Origin of the sequence: Yoonia sp., assembly GCF_036770585.1 — a bacterium.
Classification (GTDB): Bacteria; Pseudomonadota; Alphaproteobacteria; order Rhodobacterales; family Rhodobacteraceae; genus Yoonia.
Genome location: NZ_DAIPIW010000019.1, coordinates 1 through 26599, shown reverse-complemented (window position 1 = coordinate 26599; position 26599 = coordinate 1). Strand labels below are relative to the sequence as shown.

Sequence of the window (26599 nt, the reverse complement as noted above, 5' to 3'; positions counted from 1 at the left end):
TAGGTTTCCGAATAGCCGCCCTCGTGCACCATCACCAGCTTGCCGCCGCAGACCTCGGCGGCAAGGTCCATGACCTGACGGGTCATGATCCGGAAGGTTTCGGCCGTGGCGAGCATCCGGCCCAAAGGATCATTGGCCGCGGCATCGAACCCGCAGGCGATGATCAGCACATCGGGGGCGAAACGCCGGATCGCGGGCAGGGCCAGACGCTCCATCGCGGCCAGATAGCCTCTGTGACCCGTGCCGGGGGGCAGGGGGATGTTGAGGTTGTAACCGGTCCCCGCCCCCGTCCCCCGATCCGGGAAGGCGCCGGTGTCCATCGGATAGTTGCGGTCCTGATGCACTGATACGGTCAAGACATCGGCGCGGTCGTAAAAGACGGCTTCGGTCCCGTTGCCGTGGTGCACATCCCAGTCGAGCACCGCAAAGCGCCGGGCCAGACCGGCCGCCCGCGCCGCCTCGATCGCGATCCCTATATTGTTCAGCAGGCAGAACCCGTTGGGATAATCCGGCAGGCAATGGTGCCCGGGCGGGCGCGACAGGGCGTAGGCATTGGCCAGATCACCCGTCAGAACCGAGGCAAGTGCTGTCTTGGCCAGCCCCGCCGATTGCGCCGCGATCTCATAGCCGCCGGGGCCGAAAGGGGTCCGCCGCCCCAATTCGCCGCCGCCCGCGTCCGACAGCGCCTTGAAGTCATCGAGATAGCTGGCCGGATGTACCCGCAACAGATCCGCGCGCGTGGCAGGCGCGCCGCCGCGCATCGCAAGGGCCCCCGCCAGCCCCGTCACCTCGATCAGGTTTTTCAGGCGCCGCTTGGTTTCGGGGCTTTCTGGCAGGCCGCCATCCAATGGCTGCACCAGCCCGCCCACCGGCAGCATCCCCGCATAGTTCCCGCCACCATGCCAGAAGCATGTCTCGTCCCAGAAAAACCCTGTCGCCAATTCGATCCTGCCTTCTTTCTCCCGAAGAAACTCCCGCCGGAGGCTCCGACGCCTGCCCGGCGCTAGTCCTTGCGCAATTGGTAAACCCCTTCGGGCAAATCGAGCGCCGCTTCCAGATCGCGCAACTGCGTGATCGACAGCGTGACCTGCACCATCTTGCCGCTGCGCGGGTCGAATTGCGCGACGGTCACGCAATCCTCGAAGGCGTTGATGATGATATCCTCGCGCAGGGGGGCCTGTCCTTCGTCCACCAGCGTGACGACGGTCGCGTCATAGTCGTGTTCGATCGTAAACATGGGCAAAGCCTATCGGGCGCTAACCATCTTCGCAATTGCGTGTTGCCGGTGCGTTAAAAAATCGTAAACGCTGACTTCGACTAAAATGCGTATCAAATGCGCGGAGTGGCGATGCGATATCTGGGTCTTCCCCTGCTGCTGGTGATGGCAGCCTGTCTGCCCGCAGGATCGGTGGACAGCCCCGTCGCAGTTCCAGCGCCCGCGACCCGGGCAGGGACCACGCATTTCGACGCGGCCGTGGCCCGCGTCTTGCCCGTCGCGACCGACATCTGCGAAATGCAGCGCCCTGATGCCCGCTGCGATTTCAAGGTCGTCATCGACAGGCGCTACAAGGTGACGCCCAATGCCTATCAGACAGTGGATGCCGAGGGGCGGCCCGTGCTGGGTGTGACCGAAGGGCTGCTGGCGCTGGTGGCCAACAGCGACGAGTTGGCCTTCGTGCTGGCCCATGAGGCCGCGCATCATATCGCCGGTCACAGGGGCGAGACGGCGCTGCGTCTCTTGCAGCACAGGGCCCCCGTCATGCCCGCGCCTGATGACCTGCGGCGGACCGAGCTTGCGGCGGATGCCATGGGTGTCGCGATTGCACGCGCGGCAGGGTTCGATCCGCTGCGGGGGGCGCGGTTCTTTCTGCGGCTGCCCGATCCGGGCCAGGCCGCGCAGGCCACACATCCCGATCATCAGACCCGCTGGCGCAATGTCACGCAGGCCGCAGCTGCGCGGTAAGGCTGTCAGCCCAGCCCCGCGCTGCCGATCCAGATCGCGGCAAAGAAACAGCCCGAGGCCGCCAGAACGAAGCCGTGCCAGATCGCGGTGGAATACTTCATCGTATGCGTCACATGGAATGGCACGCCTGCGGTATAAAGCAGCCCACCCACGGCGATCAGCACCATCGCCGAAAGCGGCACCACCGTCCAAAGCGACCAGACCAGCGCAAGGCTGAGCCAGCCCATCACCAGATAGAGCAACGGCCCGAAGCGCCCCGGTGCGCGCCAGAAAAACAGCTTCAGCACCATGCCGATGACGGCCAGCGTCCAGACCACCGCCAGCACCAGATAGGCGAACCAATGGCCGATGATGACCACAAGCGGCGTATAGGTGCCCGCGATCTTGAGGTATATCGCGGCGTGATCGACGCGCCGCAAAAGCGGGCGCGCGCCCTCCCATGGCACCAGATGATACAGCGCCGAAGCGGCGAAGGTCGCGATCAGCGCCGCGCCGTAGACGGCAATCGCCGCGATCTGCGCGGGGGTGGCGTTGAAGGCCGACCAGACGATCAGCATCACGGCCCCGGTCAAGGCCCCCAGCACGCCGATCGCATGGACCGTCCCGTCGGCGATCCGCTCAGACAGCGCGTCGGTCGGATAGAGGCTGGTGCGGTTGGCTTTCATGATCACATCAGATATCGCCGAAGGCGGTTCGGTCAATTCTTTCCTAGGGTCAACCAAAGGCTTGGCAGCGCTGATCTTATCCCACAAAACTGTTACAGGGGCGTGAACGGTTAGGGGGATACCGATGCTGATGCAACAGATAAGGCGGGTCAGACAGCGCGCCATCTGGTCATGGGAGGGGGTGGTGCATGTCTATCGCACCGAAGGCTCGCTCAGCCAATGGCTGGTCGCCAATGCGGCTTTCGCCGTTCTGGCTTTCGCGCTGCCGCTGTCGGCGTCCGAGCGCGGTTTCCTTTTGATGGGCGGCATCATCGTGCTGGCGGCCGAATGCATGAATACCGCGATCGAACGTGTCGTCGATGATATCGGCACCGACCGGCGCGCGGCGGCCAAACAGGCCAAGGACTGTGGCTCGGCTGCGGTGGCGGTTACGGCGATGGGGGTCGGTGTCGGGTGGCTTTGCGTGATCGTCGGGCTGATCTGGGCCTGAGGCGCTGGCCCGCGCACTGCGCGCTGGGGGGCCTTGTCGGGGGGCGTGCCCCCTGTCGTTTGCGATTGCCGGGCACATTGTCGGGCAAACGGATTTCATGGCCCCGTTTGATCCAGCGCAAAGTGTCCTCGCAGGTTGCTTGCTACCCTTCAGGCAGGTTATTGGAGGATCCCTGATGCAACCACTCGGCAACGGACGCGACCATTTCTGGCGGGTCATCAAGATGGCCGACGCCACTCGGGTCGATCTGTCCGAGGCGCTGGACCAGGGGCGGATCACCCTCGACGACTATGCGCGGATGATCACGCAATGCCGCGGATGCAGCGCGGTCGGCACATGCGACCGGCTGCTTGCAACCTGGCCGATGCTGCAGACAGCGCCCGCCTATTGCGAGAACCGGGATACGTTTGCGGACCTCAAGACAGGCTGATCTCCCCGGCCTGATTTGAACCGGATAGGGCACCGCTGCCGGCGGTGCCCGTTTTCGTTTGGTGCCTTCGTGTCAAGGTCCGGGGGTCAGATTTCCGGCGCCAAGAGACAGCCTCGTCGGCCCCAGATCACGCCCGAAGGCTGCGACCATGTGTCGATTGATATCTGCGGCGGCTGCGCTAACCTTGACAGCATTCGCAATACGAGGAGGACTTCATGCGTCTCACAGTACTTGCCTTTGCTTTCCTGCCTGTCGCCTTGCACGCGCAGGAAACGACAATCACCATCCCGACCGAACCCGTGGCACAAAGCCAGACCTGCCCCGCCGGAATGGTCTGGGACAGCGCCGCCAATGCCTGCGACATGCCAACCGCAACGACCCGCCCGGTCGACATGCTGGGCGAACCGCACGGCTGTTCCAGCAGAGCCGCGCGGGAAGTGACGTCGTAGTCCGATTTTCCGGTGCGTGAAGCGGGGCGGCGTTTGCCCTAGTGGCACCTATGAGACAAGGGGCCGAGAAGACGCCGCAGGTTTCTGCGAAACCGCATCGGTGTGCGCTTGATCCAATGCGCGACTGGTTGCGAGCGTTGGATCAACTCGAACTGGACCGGTCCGGGAATGCGCGCGACAAGCCGCGCATAGCGCTCTTCATCGACGACGCAGAGTGACCGAACGGTTGTCAGCGACCGGTGTTCAATTTGCAGTGGGGTGGCATCCGGCAATCGAAAGCGAATGCCGAACCTCGCTTCAAGCCAGTCAAGGTCCATGAAGGTGTCATGCACGGCGCGCGCGACCCCCGGTTTGTATGTAGGCCGGGTCTTGCCGGGCAAGGCGTCGTCAATCTTCGCCAAATATCGCGAAAAGGGCCCGGGAAGAGGCGTCTTTCTATTCAGCGAGTCCGGACCTGTTCCTGTGCTGATCTCTTCACAGATCGCCATCATTTCAGCCGAGAGCGTTGTATTGAGATCTCGTGCGGGCCAGACAAGTTGGGCGCGGGCAGAGGCTGGTATATATTTTCGGGCGAAGTCTGCAGCAATGTCACCGTCGACCAGTGTTTCTCTTGCGAAGTGGTGCACCTCTAACCGGATGTCGGGATAAGCTGCGTAAGGGTCCAGCCCCGTTTCGAAATCACGTTTCGGCGCAAGGTGTATGGGTGGATCACCATGCTTCAGCCCTTCCTGTTTCAACGACAGGAACCGGTCGGCTGGGGCGCGCAGATAGGCGACGATCGTGATGTCGTCTGACAAGCTGCGCAAGTGCCCGACCAACCCGTTAACGAGGCCATCGCCAATCGAGCCAAATTCGAAAAGCTGTTCGGCGCTCAGGATAATCGTATCGGGATGATGGCGGCCTATATCGTCCTTGATCCTGCGCCATAGCATCGCGCTGTCTTCCATGGTCCGATTGAAATCGCCATCAAAGGCCCGCAGATGAAACCGTGGCACATATTCGCCGCCTGAAAGATAGGCCAAGAGACGCGAGTGGTGATCATAGAATCCCACCTGCGGATAGAAGATGCCTTCACGCATCAGGCTGTCGCGCGACTGGCCGAGCATATTTTGTAGGCTGGTGCTGCCGGTTTTCGACTGACCAATGTGGACGATGAGTTTCGGTCGGGTTTCAGGCACGCGCGACCACACCCCACAAATCATACTCTTCCGCCTCGTCCACGGTCACATTGACAATGTCCCCGACGTGCAACCCCTCTGTTCCCTCGTCGATGAAGACGTTTCCGTCGATCTCGGGGGCGTCCGCCCATGTGCGGCAGGTGGCGACGCCGTCCTCGTCGATGTCGTCGACGATCACTTCCAGCCTCCGGCCCACCTTTGCTGCCAGCTTCGCCTCGGAGATCGCTTGCGACTTGGCCATGAAGCGGTCCCATCGGTCCTGTTTGACCTCGGGGGCGACATGGTCGGGCAAGGCGTTCGACCGTGCCCCGGTGACATTCTCGTATTGAAAGCAGCCCACACGGTCCAGTTGCGCTGCATCCAGCCAGTCGAGCAGGTGCTGGAACTCGGCCTCGGTCTCGCCGGGGTAGCCGACGATGAAGGTGGATCGCAGCGTGATATCGGGACATTCCGCGCGCCAGCGGGCGATTTCGTCCAGCGTTTTCGCCCCCGCCGCAGGCCGCGCCATGCGGCGCAACACGTCCGGGTGGCTGTGCTGGAAGGGGATGTCGAGATAGGGGAGGACTCCGTTCGCGGGGTCCGCCATCAGCGGGATCAGATCGCGCACATGGGGGTAGGGGTAGACGTAGTGCAGGCGCACCCAAGCGCCAAGCTGCCCCAATTCGCGCGCAAGGTCGGTGATATGGCTGCGCACCTCGCCACCCCGCCAAGGGTTCAGGTCATACTTGCGGTCAAGCCCGTAGGCGCTGGTGTCCTGGCTGATGACCAGCAGTTCCTTCACCCCCGCCGCGACCAGTTTTTCGGCCTCGCGCAGGACCGCATGGGCGGGACGGCTGACCAGACGCCCGCGCATGTCGGGGATGATGCAGAACTTGCACTTGTGGTTGCAGCCCTCGGAAATCTTCAGATAGCTGTAGTGGCGCGGCGTCAGGCTGACACCGCGGCTGGGCAGCAGATCGACGAAGGGATCGGGGGCAGGCGGGACAACCCCGTGCACCGCGTCCAGCACCTGTTCGTATTGATGCGGGCCGGTCACGGCGAGGATTTGCGGATGATGTTCGCGGATGTAGTCGGGCTCGGCCCCCAGACAGCCGGTGACGATGACCTTGCCGTTTTCTTTCAGCGCCTCGCCGATCGCATCGAGGCTTTCGGCCTTGGCTGAATCGAGAAACCCGCAGGTGTTGACGATCACCGCATCGGCGCCTGCGTAATCGGGGCTGATCGCATAGCCCTCGGCGCGCAGCCTTGTCAGGATCCGTTCACTGTCGACCAGCGCCTTGGGGCAGCCAAGGCTGACCATGCCGATGGTCGGCTGGCCCGCGCGGGGCGTGTCGGTGATGCGGGCGCGGGGCGCAAGGTCGGGGCGCAGGTCGGGGGGGTTCTGTGTCATGCGCGGCATATAGCGCGGGGCGGGGGTCTTGGGAAGCGGGCTGGCGGCTGCCCGCGCGCACCAAGGCTGACGCGCTCGGTCAGTGGCCACCGTGCCGCCAAGGGACCGCCCCTGTGGGCGGCTTGCGCGGCACGTCGGTCAGGGCCTAGCGCCGCCGATCCCTGCGCGAGGACATCGGCTGGAAGGCCACGCCCACATGCGCCTCGCAATAGGGTTTGCCCTGTTGCACGGCCAGACCGCAGAACCAGAAGTCTTCCGTCGCGGGATCGCCGACCGGCCATTTGCAGGTCTTCTCGGTCAGTTCCATCAGGGTCAGTTTCTTGGCTGTCTTTTCGATTTCGCTGACCTTTGCAAGTGCTTCGGGGCTGATCTCATTCGCCGAAGGTTGCGGCGGCAAGGGCTGGCCTGCGGGAATGATCGCGCGGCGGGCGGCGGAAATCGGGATCCCGTTCTCGTCCAGTTCAGGCTCGTCCTTCTTTTCGGGCACAGGGGCCGCCTTGGGTGCGGGCTTGGCCTTGGCGGCCGGTTTCGCGGGTGCGGCGGGCTTTTCCTTGGGCGCGGGTTTGGCGGGCGCGGCGCCGGGGGCCGTGCGGTTCGACAGGCCAAGGCGATGCACCTTGCCGATCACCGCATTGCGGGTCACCCCGCCCAATTCCTTGGCGATCTGGCTGGCCGACTGGCCCTCGCCCCACATCTTCTTGAGCGTCTCGACGCGCTCGTCTGTCCAGGACATATGAATTCCTTTGCGTTTCTGGCCCGCGCATGCTGCGCCCGAAAGGGGGCCGTCAGGTCTGCATCCAGCACATATTAGTCATTGCCCACAGCGATGTGAAGGCAAAGCCTGCTGTTTCCGGACGGAACTTGCACAGGCTTTGTCATTCCTGCCGCAGTCCTTGCGTCAGGGACGGCCAAAGAGGCACCGATGGTGGCGGGTCAAGGCGGACAGGCGGCGCGCAAAGCAAAGCTGCCCTCCCCCCCGCGCCCCTAGATGCTTGTGCGGACCGGGATGCCACGTTCGGCCATGATTTCGACCAGCGTATCCTCGTCGGGAAGGTCGAGCGCAAAGACCCCCTCGCGTTCCTTGTCGCGGTAGACGATGACATAGGGGATCTCGTCGCTGATCTGCGCGGCCTGAAGATAAGCGATACTGTCCAGCGGGATCGGCCGCGGTTTGCGCCATGCGGCAAGCGTCAGATGGGTGTCATCCACCTTGATGCCATAGGTCGGACGCGGGCGCAGGGCGATCACGGCTGCAAAGCCGATCATCATGATCGCGGCGGGCAAGAGTTCCGGCCCGCCCACGACATAGGTGCCGCCGGACAACAGCGTGGCGGTGACCGCCATCAACCAGACCGCGCCGCGTCCGGGCTTGTGCTTATAGACGTAACTGTTGCTCATCACCTTGCGGTTAGACCAAAATAATGGCTGCAATTTGGCGTCATGCCCGCGTTTTCCGCGCCCGATTTCGGTCCGGTGTCGGCGAGCGGGTCTTTTGTCAGTGTTCCAGCACCTCGACCGCCTGAATGGTGGGCAGGTGGCGGGCGATTTCCCGCCATGTGTCGCCCTCGTCGAAACTGGCGAAGACCGACCCGCTGTTGGTGCCGAAGTAGACCCCCGCCGGATCGCGGCTGTCACCGGCCATCGCCTGTCGCAGGACGGTGAAATAGCAGCCCTCTTGCGGCAGACCTGTCCGGCAGGCCTCCCATGTCTGGCCCGCATCGCGGGAGCGCCAGACCGCGGCCTTGGCATCGGGCGGGAACCGGCCCTGCATGTCGCCGTTCAGCGGCAGCGTCCAGAGCGTTGCGGGATCGCGCGGATGCACGCGGATCGGGAAGCCGAAGGTCGAGGGCAGGTTGCCGTTCACATCGTCCCAACTGCGCCCGCCATCGCCAGACCGCCAGACCCCGTGATGGTTCTGCTGATAGAGCACATCGCCATCCCCCGCCGCGCGCATCATGTTGTGCACGCAATACCCCGTCTCGCCGTCGCGCGGTGCCGCCGGATGGTCGTGGCCCTCGCAGGCGGCGGCATTGGCCAGACGGTTGCGCCGCTCCCATGTGGCGCCGCCGTCCTCGGAGGCGAAGACACCGGCGGCCGAAATCCCGACCCAGAGCTTTGCGGGGTTGCCGGGATCGGTCACGATCGTATGCAGCACCAGACCCGCCGCGCCACCGTGCCAGTCCTTGGCTGACGGATGATCGGTCAGGCCGCTGACCTTGTCCCATGTCTCGCCCCCGTCAGTGCTGCGCAGCAGGGTCGCGGGCTTGGTGCCCATGTAGAGAACGCCCTTGTCACAATGCATCGACCAGACGTCGCTGAAGCTGTCACCGAATGGCAGGGGCGCACCTGTGACGCCCATCGCCGCTGCGAAGTCCGGTTCGCTTTCGGCCCAGCCGTCCATTTCGCCGCTGGTCAGGCGGGTCAGTGCCCATGTCGCCCCGCGATCCTCGGACCGCCAGACGCCCGCGCCGAAGAATTTGCCGCCGCCCCCGGCCCAGATGCGCCCTGTCGCGGGGTCGCCGATGACATGGCCGATGGGCCAGCCGTTGCAGAAAGGGCCGCGCACGGACCAGCCGTCGCGGTCCGCATCGCCGTCAATGAGAAATGCGCCCTTGGTCGTTCCGACAAGGACGGTAGGTGTCGTGGCGGTCATGGTGGGTCCCTCGAATTTCACCCCGATATTAGCACGGCTTTTGCCGGGCGGCTTGGGATTCCTTTGCAACAAATGTCTTTTCGCCGCCGCCGCTGTGGTCTATGCAAGCGGCGATGACAACGCAGATGACATATGCCATCCGACGCCGACGCTGACCCGCGCCGACCGTCGACCCGTTGTCTCACCACCCCCAACAATATTGACTAACCCCATGGGTTCTGACCCAATCGGGACAGCCAAAAGGAAGATCGCATGATCCCTTCTATTCTGCCGACCTATTCGCGCGCGCCTTTGACATTCGTCTCTGGCGACGGTTCCTGGCTGACAGAGGCCGACGGTCGACGCTTCCTCGATCTGGGGGCAGGGATCGCCGTGAACGCGCTGGGCCATGCGCATCCGGCGTTGGTCGCGGCGCTGACGACGCAGGCGCAGGCGCTGTGGCATGTCTCGAACCTCTACAACATCCCCGCCCAGCAGAAGCTGGCCGATGCGCTGGTGGAACATACCTTCGCCGATACGGTGTTCTTCACCAATTCCGGCACCGAGGCCTGTGAACTGGCCGTCAAGATGGCGCGGAAATACTGGTATGACAAAGGCCGGCCCGACCGGACCGGGATCATAACCTTCACCGGTTCCTTCCACGGGCGCTCTGCCGCGGGGATCGCGGCGGCAGGGTCGGAAAAGATGACCAAGGGCTTCGGCCCGCTGCTGCCCGGCTTCACCCATCTGGACTTCGGCGACCACGAGGCGTTGCAGGCCGCCATGGGCGACCATGTCGCCGCGGTTCTGGTGGAACCCGTGCAGGGCGAGGGCGGCATCCGCCCCTTGCCCGATGCCTGCCTGAAGGGGCTGCGCGATCTGTGCGACACGCATGGCATCCTGATGATCCTCGACGAGGTGCAATGCGGCATGGGCCGGACGGGGAAGCTTTTCGCGCATGAATGGGCGGGGATCAGCCCCGATATCATGATGGTCGCCAAGGGTATCGGCGGGGGCTTTCCGCTAGGCGCGGTGCTGGCGACCGAAGAGGCCGCATCGGGCATGACCGCCGGCACGCATGGGTCCACCTATGGCGGCAACCCGCTGGCCTGTGCGGTGGGTGCCGCGGTGATGGAGATCGTGGCCGATGACGCCTTTCTGGCCGAGGTGAACCGCAAGGCGGGTCTTCTGCGGCAAAAGCTGGAAGGCTTGGTCGATGCCCACCCCGACATCTTCGAAGGCCTGCGCGGATCGGGCCTGATGCTGGGCCTCAGGTGCAAGGTGACAAACGCGGATGTGGTCAAGGCGGGCTACGGGGCAGGCGTGCTGACCGTGCCTGCGGCCGATAACGTGATCCGCCTCTTGCCGCCGCTCAATATCAGTGACGCCGACATCGCCGAGGCGGTGCTCCGGCTGGAGGCGGCTGCGGTGGCGGTCAAGGAGGCGGATGCGTAATTACAGCTTTCGACGACTGACCCCCGAGGACCTGCCGCTGATGCGCCGCTGGCTGCAAACGGCGCATGTCCGCGCATGGTGGCCGGATACGGACCGACAGCTGGCGCTGATGAAAAACGACATGGACAATCCCGAACTCGACATGATGGTGGTCAGTCTGATCCAGCATCCTTTCGCCTATATCCACGACCACCACGCGCGGGCCTTCGATCTGCCGCAATTCGCGGACCTGCCGCATGGTGCGCGGGTGATCGACCAGTTCGTCGGCGATCCCGACTTCATCGGACAGGGACATGCCGTCGGCTTCATCGAGGCGCGGGTGCGCGACTTGCGACGACACTTTCCCATGGTGGCGGCGGCGGCGCAAACCACTGATACCCGCACGCTGGCGATCTACCGGCAGGCGGGGTTCATGAAACGCCGCATGGTCCCCACCCGCGATGGCCGCCTTGTGCAGGTCATGACTCATCTCTAGACACCCCGGGCCACTGCGCCCCAAGACGACCAAGCGAAACACATGACACATTTTCTCGATATCCACGTCACGCCCGCCGATCAGTTGCGGGACATCATCGACACCGCCCGTGCGATGAAGTCCGCCCGCGCGGGGCTGCCCAAGGGCACGCCCGATGCCGAACAGCCGCTGGCGGGGCATATGGTGGCGCTGATCTTCGAAAAGCCCTCGACCCGGACGCGGGTGTCCTTCGATGTGGGCGTGCGCCAGATGGGCGGGCAGACGATGGTGCTGTCTGGGGCGGATATGCAGCTCGGCCATGGCGAGACCATCGCCGATACCGCCCGTGTGCTGTCGCGCTACGTCGATCTGATCATGATCCGCACCTTCGAGGAACAGACGCTGCTGGACATGGCCGAATACGCCACGGTGCCGGTGATCAACGGGCTGACCAACCGCACCCACCCCTGCCAGATCATGGCCGATATCATGACCTTCGAGGAACACCGCGGACCGATCAAGGGCAAGAAGGTCGTCTGGTCGGGCGACGGCAACAACGTCTTTGCCAGCTTCGCCCATGCCGCCAGACAGTTCGATTTCGATCTGGTCTTCACCGGCCCGCCGCCCCTGGACCCCGAACCGGCACTGGCCGGCCTTTACACCACCGTGCGCGATCCGCACGAGGCGGTGCAGGGCGCCGATCTTGTGGTCACCGACACATGGGTGTCGATGCACGACCCGCAATCCGCGCGCGAGCGGCGGCACAACCAGTTGCGCGGCTATCAGGTGAATGACGCGCTGATGGCCAAGGCCAAACCCGACAGCCTCTTCATGCATTGCCTGCCCGCCCACCGCGACGACGAGGCGACCAGCAGCGTCATGGACGGCCCGCATTCGGTGATCTTCGACGAGGCCGAGAACCGCCTGCACGCGCAAAAGGCGATCATGCGGCATTGTCTGGGGGTTTAGGGATGCCATGCGCTGCTATGGCGCCTGGGCGCATGTCGAAGGCAAGAGGATGGCGATAAGGCAATCAATCGTGTTTCTTGCCGTCTGCATGCTGCCGGTCGCGGCAGAGGCGCAGGATTGGTCGGGCGTCGCGTCCGTGTTGCAAGACCGCTGTGTGTTCTGCCATGCGGGGGACTATGCGCCGCTCGGGCTGCAGCTTGACAGCTACGCGGGACTTGTCGCGGGGTCTGAAAACGGGCCTGTCGTCATCTTAGGCGATGCCGGGGCCAGTGCCCTTTATCGGCGCATCATGGGGCAGGTGGAACCACGGATGCCAATGGATGGGCCGCCGTTTCTGGAGGCGGACGAGATCGCGCTGATTGCCGCATGGATCGATGCAGGTGCCAGCGGTCCGGCGGTCGAAGAGCAGCCCGCCACCACCGCCGCGCCCGACCCGCGTGAGGACGGGCAGATCACCTATGGCGAGGTGGCGCGCATCTTTGGGCAGGCCTGCATCAGGTGCCACTCGGACAACGGGATCATGGACCGCCCGCCGGAAGGGCTGCGGTTGGATAGCTATGAGGCGATCCTCTCTGGTGGCGAGCGGGTCGTGCTGATCCCCGGCAATGCGCAAGCCTCCGAGATCGTGCGGCGCATCGAAGGTCTGGCCGATCCGCGGATGCCCTTCGATGGCCCGCCCTGGCTTGCTGACGACGATATCGCCCTGATCCGCGACTGGATCGAGACTGGTGCCATGTCAGATGACGGGCGCGTGGCCCCTTTGCCTGTCGGGGGACAGGTGCGGTTGCGCGGTGTGATGACAGCGCCGGACGCAATCGACGGCGCGGCGTTTGTGATCACCGGACAGACCCGGGTGGATGACCGGCCCGCCGTCGGGAGCCATGCAGAGCTCAGGGCGCGGATCGGCGCGGATGGCCAACTGGTCGCGGATCGGCTGCGGGAAAGATAGCGCGGGCGCGCGGCGTTGCGACGCCGGGTGCCAGGCGGAATGTGCTGTGAAGGCGTGAAAGATCAGCGGATTATCCCGAATGTGCTGGTCACCACGGGTCCGCAGCAGGACGATCCGGCCCATGGGCCGATCAGGCCGCCGAGGCCTTGTCCTGTTTGCAAAGCCCCTTGAGCAATTCGCGCAGCCCGCGATCCTTGGTCTTTTTCGCGGCCTTGCCCAGCGGCATCCACTTGCGCCGCCGAAGACCCGCCTCGGGGTAGTCTTTCACCGCCTTGCGCACGTCGATCCGGTAGACGGTGACATGGCAGGGCAGACGCCGCCCGTCGTCATAGCGTTTTTCGGTCATGTAGCCGCCGACCGGCACCTTGCTGACCTTGCCTTTCAGCACGCCCGCCTCTTCCCAGGCTTCGGCGCGGGCGGCTTCGCGGTCGGTCAGGTGATCCTCTGTCCAGCCCTTGGGGATGATCCAGCGCCCGCGCGAGGATTTGACCATCAGCACTTCGGTCCCGTCCTTGCCGTCGCGCATGCAGAGCGCACCGACCTGCAGAACCGCAGCCGCTTTGTCTGCCAAGGCGCGCGCCCCGGTCCAGAAGGAACGTTGAACAGCTTTCATGATACCCGCAATATGCTCTTATTATTAATATTTCCTAACATATCCACAGAGGATTGGCAAATCACCCTGATGTGTTGCGCGGTTTGGCGCGCAGTGTGGGGTCGGCGCGGGTCGGGTCCTCGGGCCAGGGGTGGCGGGGATAGCGTCCGCGCATGTCGCGGCGCACGTCGGCATAGGATGTCGCCCAGAAGCCGACGATATCCTGCGTGGTCTGCACCGGCTTTTGTCCCGGCGACAACAGCGTGATGCGCAAGGGCGTATCTCCGACCTTGGGATGGGTCGTTATCCCGAACATTTCCTGCAGGCGCAGGGTGATCTCGGGGGCCTCGCCACTGTAATCGATGGGAATTTTCCGGCCCAGCGGGGTTTCGAAATGGGCCGGGGCCACACGGTCAAGGCGCTGCATCTGGTCCCAGTCCAGCATCGCCCGCAAGGCGGGCAGCATGTCGAAGGACCACCAGGCGTCACCGGTGCGGATGCCCCCCAGATGCGGGGCGAGCCAATCTTCCAGCCCCGCTATCAGGCTGGCGTCATCCATCGCGGGCAGTCCTTCGACAAGCCCGACCCGGGCGCGGAAACGCAATGCCGCATCGCGCCACGGCAGGCCAAGCTGGCGCACACCCCCCAGCATGGCGGCGGCGATTGCGGCGTCCGGGGCATCGCTCCAGACGCGGTCGTCCAGCACGATGGCCCCGAACCGTTCCTGCCTGCGGGCCAGAACGCGCCGGTCACGCCGCGACCATGCGCAGAGGTCGGACCACGCGATCTGGTCGGCGAAAAGTGCGCGCAACTCGGCTTCCGTGATCGGCACGGCCTGCCGTATCCTCGCCTCGCGCAGATCGCCATCAAGGTCGGTGACCACCAGCAGCCGCGCCCCTGCGAGGGGATCCTCGGGCGACAGATAGGCGCCCTTACCGCCCGACAGGATATAGCGCGGATCGTCGCCCTTGCGGCGCAACCCGACACGGTCCGGATAGGCGAGGGCCGCGATCTGCCCCAAAGACAGGGGGGCGGTGCGCCCGAGCCCCTTGGCAAGGCGCGGCACCTCGGCCCTGATCTGGGCGAGGGCTGCGGGATGGACAGTGCCCGGGCCGTCATAGCGCCCGGACAAGGCCCGCATCCGCAGATCGAGGTCCACCGGCGCGCCGCGCAGCGGGTCGCGGGCGGCCAGAAGGGCCGCCAATGGCGCCGCCTGCGCCCCTGCCACCAGCAACATATGCGCAAGGCGCGGGTGCAGCGGCAGGACGGCAAGCGCGCGCCCATGCGCAGTGATCCGGTCCTGTCCGTCCAGCGCCCCGAGGCCCCGCAACAGCGCCCGCGCCTCGGCCAATGCGCCTTCGGGCGGCGGGGTCAGAAAGGGAAGGGTCTCGCTGCCCCAGATCGCCAGTTCCAGCGCCAGTCCGGCAAGGTCTGCCGCTTCGATCTCGGCCGGGGGAAAGGCGGGCAGGGCGCCATGGGCCCCTTGCGTCCAAAGCCGGAAGGCCACCCCTTCGGCCACGCGCCCGGCGCGGCCCGCGCGCTGGGTCGCCTCGGCCTTGCTGACGGGTTCGGTCACCAGCCGCGACATGCCCGACGCCGGATCGAACCGCGCCCGCCGCGCGCGGCCTGCGTCCACCACCACGCGGATATCCTCGATCGTCAGCGAGGTTTCGGCGATGGATGTGGCCAGCACGATCTTGCGGCCCGCGGCCTCGGGGGCGATCGCCTTGCGCTGGTCGGCAAAGGACATCGCCCCAAAAAGGGGGCGGAGGATGCAGTCTTCGGGCAAACGCCCGTCCAGCAGCGCGGCGGTGCGCCTGATCTCGGCCTCGCCGGGCAGGAAGACCAGCACGCCGCCCTGCGTCTCGGCCACGGCCTGCGCGACCAGATCGGCGGTCGCCTCGGGCAGGCGGGCGTCCTTCGGCAATGCCTTTTCCAGATAGCGCATCTCGACCGGGAAACTTCGCCCTTGGGATGTGACGACGGGCGCATCGTCCAGCAGCGCGGCCACCGGTTCTGCATCCAGCGTCGCCGACATCACCAGAAGCAAAAGGTCAGGGCGCAGCGCCGCGCGCACCTCCCATGCCAACGCGAGTCCCAGATCGGCGTTCAGCGAGCGTTCGTGGAATTCGTCGAAGATCACCGCGCCTATGCCGCCCAGTTCAGGATCGGATTGCAGCATCCGCGTCAGGATGCCTTCGGTCACAACCTCGATGCGGGTGCCGGGCTTGCTGTCGCCCCGCATCCGGTAGCCGACGGTGCGGCCCACATCCTCGCCCAGGCCTTGGGCCAGACGTTCGGCGGCGGCGCGCGCGGCAAGGCGGCGGGGTTCCAGCATGATGATCTTTTGCCCCGTCAGCCCCGCCGTCAGCATCGCCAGCGGGACGCGGGTGGTCTTGCCCGCACCGGGCGGGGCCTGCAACACGGCGCGGCCATGGTCGCGCAGGGCGGCCATCAGGTCAGGCAGGACAGGATCGATGGGCAGGGCAGTCATGGCGCAGCTTTGCCACAGCGCAGGGCAAAGAAAAACCCGCCCGGATCAGCCGGACGGGTTTTCGATTTCCAAAGCGGAAGGATCGATCAGGCGGCTGTGGCCTTGAGGATCTCTTTCTTCACTTTCAGCGCCTCGGCGGAAAGCTCGGCATCCTTGGCTTTCGCCATGAAGGCATCCAGACCACCGCGATGGTCGACGGTGCGCAGGGCGGCACTGGAGATCTTGAACTTGAACGCGCGGCCGAGCACGTCGGACTGCAGCGACACGTCCTGCAGATTCGGCAGAAAGCGGCGGCGGGTCTTGTTGTTGGCATGGCTGACGTTGTTGCCAGACATCGGGCCTTTTCCAGTCAGTTCGCAACGGCGCGACATGGGCTTCATCCTTGTTTTTGCGGCGCATCCGAGCCGGTGCCCGGGGCCTTGTTCTGTCAGGTTCAAACCCCGCAGCCGCAGGGTCGTGCATTCGATCAGCGCGAGATAGGCGGATTCCGCGACGCCGTCAACCCGCTTTGGGGCGCGCGGGGGGTGCTGTTTCGCGGCGGGTGGTTTGCTGTCTCAGACCTTGGCCGCCTGCCACGATTCCAGCAGTGGCCGTCCGTGCCGCGCATGGGCCGCTGCCAACGCCTTGGCCGTCTTGTTGTCGGCCAGCAATCGCGCGGGTGCACTGTGGTGCGGTGCGGTGCCGGCCTGGGCGCGCGCGACATCGTCGTGTTCCAGAACCGCGCGGGCCATCGGCCCGGTATAAAGCGTCTCGGCAGGGGCGCCATTCGCGATGATGACCTGATGGTCGTCGAGGATCATGTGGTGATAGGTGATCTCGGGCAGGTCTCGGTCGATATCGATCCCCGGCAGGCCGACCAGACAGATCGCGGGCACCAGCACCTCTTCGGTGCCGCACAGGCGCTGCGCGATCCGGGAGGCCACCAGCACGCGATGCTGGCGCGAGACCACAAGGTCCCGCGTCGGCAGGCCTTGCCCCAGGGCACCGGCAGCGATCCGCACGGGCCGCCTGCGTGTTTCGCGGGCAAGGTGGACGGGGCGCATGTGCTGGGTCTGCGTGGTGCGAATGACATGTTCGCGCCCATCGGTGCCCATGACCCTGTCGCCGACAGCCAGCGTCTCGATCGGCACGTCACCCTTGGCGGTGCTGATCAAGGTGCCTGCGGCAAAACACAGGACATCGAAGAGCATCGTATCGATGCCGACTTCGATGATGTCGAAGTTGTTGCCAGCCGTCCCGTCACCCACCACTCCGATGGAATTGACCGGAACAAGCAGGGTCAAAAACCCGAGGCTGTTATTGTCGAAACTGCCGGTGCTGGACACGCCGCCATCGGCTGTCACGATATGCGTGCCTGCGCCGCCACCGGCCAATGATGTCGTGAAGGTCGCCTGATTGTTGGCGATCAGCGTATTGATGTCCACCCGCACCCCGTCGATCTCGACGAAATAGACTTCCGGGCTGTTACTGCGGTCGAAGGTCAGTGAGAGACCTGTCACGGGAATATCGAAATCGATGACAAGCTTGGTGCTGGCGTCTCTGAGGATTTCGGCGCCCTGGTCCGTGTTGCCGAGGGTCACCGTGTTGACACCGCTGGTCACGGTGTACCCCACCGTCTCACCAGCGCCTGCAGAACCCGGAGGCGCGTTCAATGTGCCTGTTGCACCTGTGGTATAGTCGTCGATGACGTCCGAGAATGCCATTCCGGTCTCCGTTTCTACTTGTTACCTGCGCCCCACATTTACCCCACTACGTCATATCGTTCACGCACGACAAGTCAATCCGCCTGTCACGCCGCAGCGTGGCGAAGCCTGCTTATTTGTTGGGCAGTCGGCGTGATCCGAACACCGCGATGACCTCGGCTGCGGCGAGGGCGGCGGGGCGGTGTCCCGTGGTTGCGGCCTCTTTGGCCTTGGCAAGGGCGGCGGCGACCTGCGGGTCGGCAAGCACGAGGTCCAGGATGCCCCTGCGCACCTCTTCTTCGAACCAGTAGCCCGCCTGCGCCTTTCGGGTTGCCTCCCAGACACCGCTGTCGCGGCGCCAGGCGGTCAGGGCCAGCATTTCGTCCCAGGCCTTGTCCAGCCCGTCCGTTTCCAGCGCCGAGATGGTCAGCGCCTTGGGGAAGCCCTCAGGGTCTTGCGGGCGTTTGCGGAGCAGGCGCAGCGCCCCGGCGTAGTCGGCACAGGTGCGCATCGCCTGGGCCTTGAGGTCACCGTCGGCCTTGTTGACCAGAATGAGATCGGCCATCTCCATGATGCCGCGCTTGACGCCCTGCAACTCGTCCCCGCCCGCAGGGGCCAGCAACAGCACGAACAGGTCCGCCATCTGCGCCACCACGGTCTCGGACTGGCCGACGCCGACGGTTTCGATCAGCACCACGTCGAACCCCGCCGCCTCGCATAGGGTGACCGCCTCGCGGGTGCGGCGGGCGACACCGCCCAATTGGGTCTGGCTGGGCGAGGGGCGAATGAAGGCATGTGGGTCGCGTGCCAGCCGGTCCATCCGCGTCTTGTCGCCGAGGATCGACCCACCCGACCGCGCCGAGGACGGATCGACCGCCAGAACCGCGACGCGCTTGCCCATGCCTGTCAGCATCAGGCCGAAGCTTTCGATGAAGGTGGACTTGCCCACACCCGGCGTGCCCGAAAGACCGATCCGCAGGGCCTGTTGGCCGGACCCCAGCGCATCGAGCAGCGCCAGCGCCTGCGCCCGGTGATCCGCCCGCCCGCTTTCGACCAGCGTGATCGCACGGGCCAGCGCGCGGCGTTCGCCGGTCCGGATGGCCTCGGCCATGGCCGCGATGTCGGTGACAGTGGTCATGGACCCTTCATAAGCGGGGCGCGGGAAAGGTCCAGCCCTGACGGGGTGGCACTGGCGCGCGATCCTTGCGCTGTTTCAGGCGAGGCTCAGGCGACAGGCACGCAAATCTGTTCGGCCAGATCGGCAAAGGCCCGGTAACGGGTCCAGAACCTTTCGTCTGCGGGGCGGTCGGACTGGCGGGTGTCCTGCGCCAGTTGCGGGTTGGCAAAGAAGCTGGCCGCGCGGGCCTGATCACCGCCCGAAAGCGACTGGTTCGCCACCTGCTGCACGCAAGAGCAAAGCGCAGGCGAGGCCGCGCTTCGGTTGGCGGCAAGACAGGCCTGCGAGATATCGCCACTTACCACGCGCCCGCCGCCACAGGCCACCGTGGATGCCAAGGCCCCTGCCATCAAGAAATACCGCATGCCATCTTCCTCTGCCCGGCCCCCGCGTTCGGTCGCGGATGGTCCCCTCGATTCAAGCCCCGTGCGCGATTATGCAGAGGTCCGGTTGCGATGCAATCGGCGATCGCGTGATCGGGACGGTGATCCGCCAAGCCCGTCCGGCCCCGCAGGCCGCAGCGCAGGCCCGGGTCTGGCAGGAAGGCGCGAATTGCACCATCGCGATCCCGCTTGACCGTCCCCCAAATCCCCACCATATCCCAGCCATGACAGAGCTTTCGCATATCCGTAACTTCTCGATCGTGGCGCATATCGACCATGGGAAATCCACCCTGGCCGACCGGCTGATCCAGTCCACCAATACCGTCACCGCGCGCGAGATGAAGGAACAGCTTCTCGACGCGATGGATATCGAGCGCGAGCGCGGGATCACCATCAAGGCGAATACCGTCCGGATCGACTATATCGCCGAGAACGGCGAGACATATGTGCTCAACCTGATCGACACGCCCGGCCACGTCGACTTTGCCTATGAAGTCTCGCGGTCGATGCGGGCGGTCGAAGGCTCGCTTCTGGTCGTCGACAGCACCCAAGGGGTCGAGGCGCAGACGCTTGCCAATGTCTATCAGGCGATTGATGCCGACCACGAGATCGTCCCCGTCCTCAACAAGATCGACCTGCCTGCCTCGGAATGTGACCGCGTCGCCGAACAGATCGAGGATGTGATCGGGATCGACGCCTCGAACGCCCTGCGCGTTTCGGCCAAAAGCGGCATCGGCATCAAGGAAACGCTGGAGGCGATCGTGCACCGCCTGCCCGCGCCGACGGGCGAGCGGAACGCGCCCCTGAAAGCGATACTGGTCGATAGCTGGTATGACAGCTACCTCGGGGTTGTCGTGCTGGTGCGGATCATCGACGGCACGATGAAAAAGAACGACCGCGTCAAGTTCATGTCGAACGGCACCGTCCACCAGATCGACAAGATCGGCGTCTTCCGCCCCAAGATGCAGGACGTGGCCGAGCTTGGCCCCGGCGAGATCGGCTTTATCACCGCCTCGATCAAGCAGGTCCGCGACACGCGGGTGGGTGACACGATCACGTCCGAAAAGAAAGGGATCGAGACCCCGCTGCCCGGCTTCAAGCCCGCCCAGCCCGTGGTCTTCTGCGGCCTGTTCCCCGTGGATAGTTCGGAATTCGAAGACCTGCGCGACGCCATCGACAAGCTGGCGCTGAATGATGCCAGTTTCAGCCACGAGATGGAAACATCCGCCGCCCTCGGCTTTGGCTTTCGCTGCGGGTTCCTCGGGCTGTTGCACCTCGAGGTCATCCGCGACCGGATCGAGCGGGAATATGATATCGACCTGATCACCACCGCGCCCTCGGTCGTCTACCACGTCTACATGCGCGACGGCACGATGATCGACCTGCACAACCCCGCCGACATGCCCGATCTGACGCATATCGACCACCTGGAAGAACCGCGCATCAAGGCCACGATCCTTGTTCCCGACGACTATCTGGGCGATGTGCTGAAGCTGTGTCAGGACCGGCGCGGCGTGCAGCTTGACCTGACCTATGCGGGGTCCCGCGCGATGGTGGTCTATGACCTGCCCCTGAACGAGGTGGTCTTCGACTTCTACGACCGCCTGAAATCGGTGACCAAGGGCTATGCCTCTTTCGACTACCAGCTGACGGGCTACCAGCAGGACAACCTTGTGAAAATGTCGGTGCTGGTGAATGACGAACCCGTGGACGCGCTGTCGATGATGGTCCACCGCGACCGGGCCGAGATGCGCGGCCGCGCGATGGTGGAAAAGCTCAAAGACCTGATCCCCCGCCACATGTTCAAGATCCCGATCCAGGCGGCCATCGGCGGCAAGGTCATCGCCCGCGAGACGCTGAGCGCCCTGCGCAAGGACGTCACCGCCAAATGCTACGGCGGGGATGCGACACGGAAACGCAAGCTCTTGGACAAGCAGAAGGCGGGGAAGAAAAAGATGCGCCAGTTCGGGAAGGTGGATATCCCGCAGGAGGCGTTTATCTCGGCGCTGAAGATGGATAGTTGAGGCTGGTTCGTTTGAGAGCCTGCGGGGAGCAGGTGGAACACAACGCCGACCTACGACTACTTTGACTTCGGTGCAGCCCACGCGCACGAGAAAGTTGAACAGCAAACAGCGTAGGGTGGGTGAAACCCACGCGACTTCCAAGCCACCGTCCGCCATGCAGCGGATTCGTCCTGTCACGCGTGGGTTTCACCCACCCTACGGAAACTCGAATACGGCCACTCATCCGGGGCTTTGACCAACCCATGTTTCACTGGGTTCCACCAACAATACTCCAGATGGTGCTGATAATCGGCCTCGTCGCGGATTGCGTGTTCCCAAAACCGCCGCTGCCAAATACCTTTCTCACCTCGTGCCACTTTGCTCGGCGACGGTCGTCCACGCGCCATGCAATGCTGTGAAAACCGCGCTTTGATCTTTTTCCACCGGATTGAAAAATCCGCGTCTCCTGGCGGCAATGTCCAGACCGCGTGGATGTGATCGGGCAAGACCACCATCGCGTCGCACCGCACCGGATGCTCGCGCGTTACCGATGCATAGACTGACCGCAAAAGATCAATCTCATCGACCAAGGCCGTCGCTGATCGGTCGGCAAGGTTTACGGTAAAGAAATAGGTTCCACCCGGAACATATAGGCGACGATAGCGCGACATGCCGAACAATCGCAAAGGATGGTTAACAATTCGTAGGGTGGGTTTCACCCACCCTACGCACGAGATGAAAGCAATCCAAAAGACCCAGTTGCCAAATCCCTTGGGATTGGCCGCGCCCGAACCACCCCCTCGGTTCGGGCGCGGCTTTCGTTCAGATGAAATCGGCAAGTAGGTCGGGGTTCACCCCGACAATGCGCGTCTCGGTATTGGCTCAAATCGTGTCGGCGTGAACCCCGACCAACGGGTGCCTAGATCGCCCGATCGACCGCCTGTGCCGTGCGGGTGATGTCGCGTCCCATGCCGGCCACCGTCTCGCAGGCGCTCAGCCCCAACACGGCCAGAACAAGCGCTATCCGGATCATCGCAAACCTCATCCCGCGCCCCTCAGAATGTCCGCTCAAGCGTCTGGCCGGCGGCCGTGATATCCCGCCCGACGCCCTGCACGGTCTCGCAGGCCGCAAGGCCGAGGACGGCAACAACAAGAGCGAAACGGATCATGGCATACCTCTCTGCGATCATCTTGACGGCCAACCTAGCGCCGCCGCGCGCGGGCGGCAAGTCATGGGGCGCAACGTCCCGCCATGCCCGACGTTTTGCCGACGTAATGCCGAGCCTAAGCCGCACCCAAAAATGCGGTCACAGCGGCGGCGAAGTCGCGCGGTTTTTCCGCGTGCAGCCAGTGGCCCGCACCGGGGATCTTGGCGAATTTGGCGGCAGGAAAAAGTGCCTTGATGACGGGCCGCGCGTCAGGCTGGACATAGGGCGAAGTCCCGCCTGAAAGAAACAGGACCTCGCCTTGGAACTGGCCCGAAATCGTGGGGAACCCGATGATCCTGTCCATCTCGGCCTCCAGCACATCCAGATTGAGCCGCCAGCGTTTCTCCTTCATATCAAGGCTTTGCAGCAGAAAGTCATCCACCCCCGGTTCCAGCCCCGCAAGCTGCGCCTTGGCCTCGGCGCGGCTGGCAACAGCGCCCAGATCCACCTTCCGCATCGCCGCAATCGGCCCGTTCTGGCTGTGGGTGTAGGTGACGGGGGCGATATCCGCGACGATCAATTTGCGCACCGTATCAGGATGTTGCAAGGCCAGCACCATCGCAGCCTTGCCCCCCATCGAGTGCCCCAGCACATCCATCGGGCGGTCCATGACCTCTGCCAGATCAGCGGCCATATCTTCGTAAGAATGCGTGTCATACCAAGGACTTGCCGCATGGTTGCGCATGTCCACCACGACCACGGGCCGGTCCTCGGCGAACCGTTTCGCCAGCACACCCCAGTTGCGCGCCGACCCGAATAGCCCATGCGCGATCAACAGCGGCGTGCCTTGGGGTCCGTCATATCTGACTGTGTTCAACATGCCTCTGTTGCTAACCTTCCACGCCCGCAGGCGCCAGAGGGATTGAGCAATCCCCCGCCCCGATCTACCCGACACCGCATGAGCCAGACGATCGAACAGATGGTTGCCGAGGTGCGCGCGGGCCTGCGCGAAAAGCTGGGCCTTCGCGGGTGGACGCTGGCTGCGCAATTGCGCCGTGGCCGGCGGCTTCTGCCGCGTCACATCCGCACCGAGGCGATCTATCTGGCGCAGATTGCGGCCCTTGCCGACAACCCCAAACTGCACCGGATGATCGACGAGGCGAAGGTCCGCGCGGCCCATCGCAACGTGCTGGCCTATCTGGCGACGATCGACCTTGCAGCACAGCGGCGGGCCGCTGCGCTGAACATGGTGGCCTCAATTGCCTTCGGCCTGCTGGTGACGGCGGCCCTGACGATCCTCGTTCTGTGGTGGCGCGGTTTCGTGTGACCGCGATGGCCTAGAGGTTGGGATAGATCGGAAAGAGATCGCAGAGCGCCTCGACCTCGGCACGGACCTTGTCCTCGACCGCGCCGTTGCCGTCTTCACCGTTTGCGGCCAGCCCGTCCACAACCTCGACGATCCAATCGGCGATCTGGCGGAACTCGGCCTCGCCGAAGCCGCGCGTCGTGCCCGCTGGCGAGCCGAGACGGACCCCCGAGGTCACCATCGGCTTTTCGGGATCGAAGGGGATGCCGTTCTTGTTGCAGGTGATATGGGCGCGGCCGAGGGCCTTTTCCGTGGCGTTGCCTTTCACGCCTTTCGGGCGCAGATCGACCAGCATCACATGCGTGTCGGTGCCGCCGGTGACGATATCCAGCCCGCCCTTCATCAACTGGTCGGCAAGCGCCTGCGCGTTCTTGATGACCTGTTCCTGATAGGTCTTGAACTCGGGGCGCAGCGCCTCGCCGAAGGCGACGGCCTTGCCTGCGATCACATGCATCAGCGGGCCGCCCTGGATTCCGGGGAAGATGGCCGAGTTGAACTTCTTCGCCAGATCCTCGTCATCGGTCAGGATCATGCCGCCGCGCGGACCGCGCAGGGTCTTGTGCGTCGTCGTGGTCGCCACATGCGCATGCGGGAAGGGCGAGGGGTAGAGACCCGCCGCGACCAGCCCTGCGAAATGCGCCATATCGACCAGCAGGTAGGCACCGACGCTATCGGCGATCTCGCGCATTTTGGCAAAGTCGATGATGCGCGGAATGGCCGAACCACCGGCGATGATCATCTTGGGCTGGTGTTCGGTCGCAAGGCGCTGCACCGCGTCATAGTCAAGCAGGCTGTCCTGCTGGCGCACGCCGTATTGGATGGCGTTGAACCATTTGCCCGACTGGTTCGGCTTGGCCCCATGCGTCAGGTGGCCACCGGCGTCCAGCGACATCCCCAGGATCGTGTCGCCGGGTTGCAGAAGCGCCTGAAACACACCCTGGTTGGCCTGTGAGCCAGAATTCGGCTGCACGTTGGCAAAGCCGCAGTTGAACAGCTCGCACGCGCGCGCGATGGCGAGGTTTTCGGCCACGTCCACATGCTCGCACCCGCCGTAGTAGCGGCGACCCGGATAGCCTTCGGCGTATTTGTTCGTCATCACACCGCCCTGGGCCTCCATCACGGCGGCAGAGACGATGTTTTCCGAGGCGATCAGCTCGATCTCTTTGCGCTGGCGTTTCAGCTCGGCCTGCATGGCTGCGTGAAGCGCGGGGTCGCGGGTGCTGAGTTTTTCGGTAAAGAAGCCGGAGTCGCGGACGTTGGCATTCATGGGTGCAGTCCTTTTTGCGGGTGCGGTGTTGGAATTGGCGCTCTCATAGCGCGGAAAGGGGCGCGGCTAAAGTATCAAAACGACCATGATCTTCATGAGGGCGTCATGCGCGTTTCCGATGCTTGCCTTGCGTTTCGCGTCCGATCACCGCACAACGTATGGGAACAACAAGGAAAATCGCCATGCGCAGGTCAAGGATCGCCTTTGTCGCCAGCCCCGTGCCGATCGCGCAAGAGGCACGCTTGCAACTGGCCGAAAGGTATGGCGATGTGCCACCCGCCGATGCAGAGGTCATCGTGGCGCTGGGCGGTGACGGTTTCATGTTGCAGACCCTGCATGGCACGCAGGAACTGGACGTGCCGGTCTACGGGATGAACCGTGGCACGGTCGGGTTCCTGATGAACGAATTTCATGCCGATGACCTGCAAGAGCGCCTGAGCGAGGCCGAAGCAGAGGTGATCAACCCGCTGCGCATGACGGCGCTGACGGCGGATGGCGCGATGCACGAGGCACTGGCGATCAACGAGGTCAGCCTGCTGCGCGCAGGCCCGCAGGCGGCGAAGTTGAAGATCACCGTGGACGGCAAGCTGCGGATGCAGGAACTTGTCTGCGACGGCGCGCTGGTGGCGACACCTGCGGGCTCGACGGCCTACAACTATTCCGCCCACGGGCCGATCCTGCCGATCGGGTCCGACGTGCTGGCGCTGACCGCCATGGCCGCCTTCCGCCCCCGCCGCTGGCGCGGGGCGCTGTTGCCCAAAAGTGCCGTTGTCCGGTTCGATGTGATCAATCCGGCGAAGCGGCCCGTGATGGCGGATGCCGATGGAAAAAGCGTGCGCGATGTGGTCAGCGTCGAGATCAGATCAGAGCCGAGCATCCGGCACCGGATCCTGTTCGATCCCGGCCATGGGCTGGAAGAGCGGCTGATCAGAGAGCAGTTCGCCTGACGGGGCACCGGTGCTGCGATGGCCTGACGCTGGTCGTCCTTAGGCTTCGCGCATTGCGCCTTGGGCATAGCCCAGCGGCATCAGCGCCTCCCTGATTTCGTCCAGTATCGCCGGATCGTCAATCGTCGCGGGCAACTTGAAATCCGCCCCATCGGCGATCTTCACCATCGTCGCGCGCAGGATTTTCCCTGACCGCGTCTTGGGCAGCCGGTCCACCACGGCGACCAGCTTGAAGGCCGCCACGGGCCCGATGGTATCGCGGACACGCGCGACGATCTCTTTGCCGATCTCGGCGTGGTCGCGGTCGCAGCCCTTGTTGAGGCAGGCAAAGCCCATGGGCACTTGCCCTTTCAACGCGTCCGATATCCCGATCACGGCACATTCGGCAACGTCAGGGTGACCCGCGATGACCTCTTCCATGGCACCCGTGGACAGCCGGTGGCCCGCCACGTTGATCACGTCATCGGTGCGCGCCATGATGTAGAGGTATCCGTCCTCGTCGATCATGCCCGCGTC

The 26599-nt window shown here is 64.4% G+C and carries 31 protein-coding genes; 11 read left to right on the top strand and 20 right to left on the bottom strand.

Features of this window, described 5'->3' with window-relative positions:
- A partial coding sequence (locus V7N12_RS05450) for a class II histone deacetylase (RefSeq protein WP_333713241.1) occupies nt 1-941 on the bottom strand: 941 nt, incomplete at its 3' end.
- A 62-nt stretch (nt 942-1003) separates the two neighbouring features.
- On the bottom strand, nt 1004-1237 hold the full coding sequence (locus V7N12_RS05445) for a hypothetical protein (RefSeq protein WP_333713240.1): 234 nt from the start codon (nt 1235-1237) through the stop codon (nt 1004-1006).
- Nucleotides 1238-1348: 111 nt separating this feature from the next.
- Between V7N12_RS05445 and V7N12_RS05440 the strand changes: the two genes are divergently transcribed.
- The gene (locus V7N12_RS05440; protein WP_333713238.1) at nt 1349-1963 is read left to right on the top strand and encodes a M48 family metalloprotease; all 615 of its coding nucleotides are present in this window, start codon (nt 1349-1351) and stop codon (nt 1961-1963) included.
- A gap of 5 nt (nt 1964-1968) precedes the next feature.
- On the opposite strand, the gene trhA is transcribed toward V7N12_RS05440, so the two are convergent.
- Complete coding sequence (gene trhA, locus V7N12_RS05435; protein WP_333713236.1) at nt 1969-2628, bottom strand: PAQR family membrane homeostasis protein TrhA; 660 nt, start codon at nt 2626-2628, stop codon at nt 1969-1971.
- A gap of 124 nt (nt 2629-2752) precedes the next feature.
- Between trhA and V7N12_RS05430 the strand changes: the two genes are divergently transcribed.
- From V7N12_RS05430 to V7N12_RS05420, 3 genes are all read left to right on the top strand, one after another.
- On the top strand, nt 2753-3118 hold the full coding sequence (locus tag V7N12_RS05430) for a diacylglycerol kinase (RefSeq protein ID WP_333713235.1): 366 nt from the start codon (nt 2753-2755) through the stop codon (nt 3116-3118).
- 175 nt (nt 3119-3293) lie between these two features.
- Nucleotides 3294-3548: a DUF6455 family protein gene (locus V7N12_RS05425; protein ID WP_333713234.1), complete on the top strand. Its 255-nt coding sequence runs from the start codon at nt 3294-3296 to the stop codon at nt 3546-3548.
- A gap of 215 nt (nt 3549-3763) precedes the next feature.
- Entirely contained in the window at nt 3764-3997 is a 234-nt protein-coding gene (locus V7N12_RS05420; protein ID WP_333713233.1) for a hypothetical protein, read from the top strand.
- A gap of 38 nt (nt 3998-4035) precedes the next feature.
- Here the strand turns inward: V7N12_RS05420 and V7N12_RS05415 are convergent, their stop codons facing one another.
- From V7N12_RS05415 to V7N12_RS05395, 5 genes are all read right to left on the bottom strand, one after another.
- Nucleotides 4036-5175, bottom strand: a complete 1140-nt coding sequence (locus tag V7N12_RS05415; protein WP_333713232.1) for a hypothetical protein — start codon at nt 5173-5175, stop codon at nt 4036-4038.
- A complete protein-coding gene (gene rimO / locus V7N12_RS05410; RefSeq protein ID WP_333713230.1) occupies nt 5168-6565 on the bottom strand; it encodes a 30S ribosomal protein S12 methylthiotransferase RimO in 1398 nt (465 codons plus the stop codon). The genes V7N12_RS05415 and rimO overlap by 8 nt, the downstream gene beginning before the upstream one ends.
- Nucleotides 6566-6710: 145 nt before the next feature.
- A complete protein-coding gene (locus V7N12_RS05405) occupies nt 6711-7298 on the bottom strand; it encodes a GcrA family cell cycle regulator (protein ID WP_333713229.1) in 588 nt (195 codons plus the stop codon).
- A gap of 251 nt (nt 7299-7549) precedes the next feature.
- Complete coding sequence (locus V7N12_RS05400; protein WP_333713228.1) at nt 7550-7963, bottom strand: hypothetical protein; 414 nt, start codon at nt 7961-7963, stop codon at nt 7550-7552.
- Between the two features lie 97 nt (nt 7964-8060).
- The gene (locus V7N12_RS05395; protein ID WP_333713226.1) at nt 8061-9218 is read right to left on the bottom strand and encodes a WD40/YVTN/BNR-like repeat-containing protein; all 1158 of its coding nucleotides are present in this window, start codon (nt 9216-9218) and stop codon (nt 8061-8063) included.
- Between the two features lie 252 nt (nt 9219-9470).
- Here V7N12_RS05395 and V7N12_RS05390 point away from each other — a divergent pair, with 252 nt between their 5' ends.
- The 4 genes from V7N12_RS05390 to V7N12_RS05375 are packed head-to-tail and all read left to right on the top strand — an operon-like array spanning nt 9471 to nt 13024.
- Nucleotides 9471-10652 carry an aspartate aminotransferase family protein gene (locus tag V7N12_RS05390; RefSeq protein WP_333713225.1) on the top strand — a complete coding sequence of 394 codons (1182 nt, stop codon included), beginning with the start codon at nt 9471-9473 and terminating at the stop codon, nt 10650-10652.
- Nucleotides 10645-11127, top strand: coding sequence for a GNAT family N-acetyltransferase (locus V7N12_RS05385; protein ID WP_333713224.1), 483 nt, complete (start codon nt 10645-10647; stop codon nt 11125-11127). The genes V7N12_RS05390 and V7N12_RS05385 overlap by 8 nt, the downstream gene beginning before the upstream one ends.
- A gap of 42 nt (nt 11128-11169) precedes the next feature.
- Entirely contained in the window at nt 11170-12075 is a 906-nt protein-coding gene (gene argF / locus V7N12_RS05380) for an ornithine carbamoyltransferase (protein WP_333713222.1), read from the top strand.
- A 7-nt stretch (nt 12076-12082) separates the two neighbouring features.
- Nucleotides 12083-13024, top strand: a complete 942-nt coding sequence (locus V7N12_RS05375; RefSeq protein WP_333713221.1) for a c-type cytochrome domain-containing protein — start codon at nt 12083-12085, stop codon at nt 13022-13024.
- 130 nt (nt 13025-13154) lie between these two features.
- Here V7N12_RS05375 and V7N12_RS05370 read toward each other — a convergent pair whose 3' ends face one another.
- The 6 genes from V7N12_RS05370 to V7N12_RS05345 all read right to left on the bottom strand — a co-directional run bounded on the left by V7N12_RS05370 (nt 13155) and on the right by V7N12_RS05345 (nt 19334).
- Nucleotides 13155-13637 carry an NUDIX hydrolase gene (locus tag V7N12_RS05370; RefSeq protein WP_333713219.1) on the bottom strand — a complete coding sequence of 161 codons (483 nt, stop codon included), beginning with the start codon at nt 13635-13637 and terminating at the stop codon, nt 13155-13157.
- Between the two features lie 61 nt (nt 13638-13698).
- The gene (gene hrpB, locus V7N12_RS05365) at nt 13699-16110 is read right to left on the bottom strand and encodes an ATP-dependent helicase HrpB (RefSeq protein WP_333713217.1); all 2412 of its coding nucleotides are present in this window, start codon (nt 16108-16110) and stop codon (nt 13699-13701) included.
- An 86-nt stretch (nt 16111-16196) separates the two neighbouring features.
- On the bottom strand, nt 16197-16481 hold the full coding sequence (gene rpmB / locus V7N12_RS05360) for a 50S ribosomal protein L28 (RefSeq protein WP_333713255.1): 285 nt from the start codon (nt 16479-16481) through the stop codon (nt 16197-16199).
- Between the two features lie 183 nt (nt 16482-16664).
- Nucleotides 16665-17813, bottom strand: coding sequence for a Hint domain-containing protein (locus tag V7N12_RS05355; RefSeq protein WP_333713216.1), 1149 nt, complete (start codon nt 17811-17813; stop codon nt 16665-16667).
- 112 nt (nt 17814-17925) lie between these two features.
- Nucleotides 17926-18930 (bottom strand): methylmalonyl Co-A mutase-associated GTPase MeaB, encoded by a 1005-nt coding sequence (gene meaB, locus V7N12_RS05350; RefSeq protein WP_333713215.1) that lies wholly within the window; start codon nt 18928-18930, stop codon nt 17926-17928.
- Between the two features lie 86 nt (nt 18931-19016).
- Complete coding sequence (locus tag V7N12_RS05345; protein ID WP_333713214.1) at nt 19017-19334, bottom strand: arginine transporter; 318 nt, start codon at nt 19332-19334, stop codon at nt 19017-19019.
- A 242-nt stretch (nt 19335-19576) separates the two neighbouring features.
- Between V7N12_RS05345 and lepA the strand changes: the two genes are divergently transcribed.
- On the top strand, nt 19577-21376 hold the full coding sequence (lepA, locus tag V7N12_RS05340; protein ID WP_333713254.1) for a translation elongation factor 4: 1800 nt from the start codon (nt 19577-19579) through the stop codon (nt 21374-21376).
- A 173-nt stretch (nt 21377-21549) separates the two neighbouring features.
- On the opposite strand, the gene V7N12_RS05335 is transcribed toward lepA, so the two are convergent.
- The 4 genes from V7N12_RS05335 to V7N12_RS05320 form a co-directional block, all read right to left on the bottom strand.
- Nucleotides 21550-22026 carry an REP-associated tyrosine transposase gene (locus V7N12_RS05335; RefSeq protein ID WP_333713213.1) on the bottom strand — a complete coding sequence of 159 codons (477 nt, stop codon included), beginning with the start codon at nt 22024-22026 and terminating at the stop codon, nt 21550-21552.
- Nucleotides 22027-22274: 248 nt separating this feature from the next.
- The gene (locus tag V7N12_RS05330) at nt 22275-22388 is read right to left on the bottom strand and encodes an entericidin, EcnA/B family (RefSeq protein ID WP_333713212.1); all 114 of its coding nucleotides are present in this window, start codon (nt 22386-22388) and stop codon (nt 22275-22277) included.
- Nucleotides 22389-22410: 22 nt separating this feature from the next.
- Nucleotides 22411-22524 (bottom strand): entericidin A/B family lipoprotein, encoded by a 114-nt coding sequence (locus V7N12_RS05325; protein ID WP_333713210.1) that lies wholly within the window; start codon nt 22522-22524, stop codon nt 22411-22413.
- A 115-nt stretch (nt 22525-22639) separates the two neighbouring features.
- The gene (locus tag V7N12_RS05320; protein WP_333713209.1) at nt 22640-23383 is read right to left on the bottom strand and encodes an alpha/beta fold hydrolase; all 744 of its coding nucleotides are present in this window, start codon (nt 23381-23383) and stop codon (nt 22640-22642) included.
- Nucleotides 23384-23461: 78 nt separating this feature from the next.
- On the opposite strand from V7N12_RS05320, the gene V7N12_RS05315 reads away from it, so the two are divergent.
- Complete coding sequence (locus tag V7N12_RS05315; RefSeq protein WP_333713208.1) at nt 23462-23830, top strand: hypothetical protein; 369 nt, start codon at nt 23462-23464, stop codon at nt 23828-23830.
- 10 nt (nt 23831-23840) lie between these two features.
- Here the strand turns inward: V7N12_RS05315 and glyA are convergent, their stop codons facing one another.
- Nucleotides 23841-25136: a serine hydroxymethyltransferase gene (gene glyA, locus V7N12_RS05310; protein ID WP_333713206.1), complete on the bottom strand. Its 1296-nt coding sequence runs from the start codon at nt 25134-25136 to the stop codon at nt 23841-23843.
- A 182-nt stretch (nt 25137-25318) separates the two neighbouring features.
- Between glyA and V7N12_RS05305 the strand changes: the two genes are divergently transcribed.
- Nucleotides 25319-26083, top strand: a complete 765-nt coding sequence (locus V7N12_RS05305; RefSeq protein ID WP_333713204.1) for an NAD kinase — start codon at nt 25319-25321, stop codon at nt 26081-26083.
- 39 nt (nt 26084-26122) lie between these two features.
- Here V7N12_RS05305 and V7N12_RS05300 read toward each other — a convergent pair.
- Nucleotides 26123-26599: AMP-binding enzyme (locus tag V7N12_RS05300; protein WP_443089935.1), on the bottom strand; the 477-nt coding region annotated here is incomplete at its 5' end.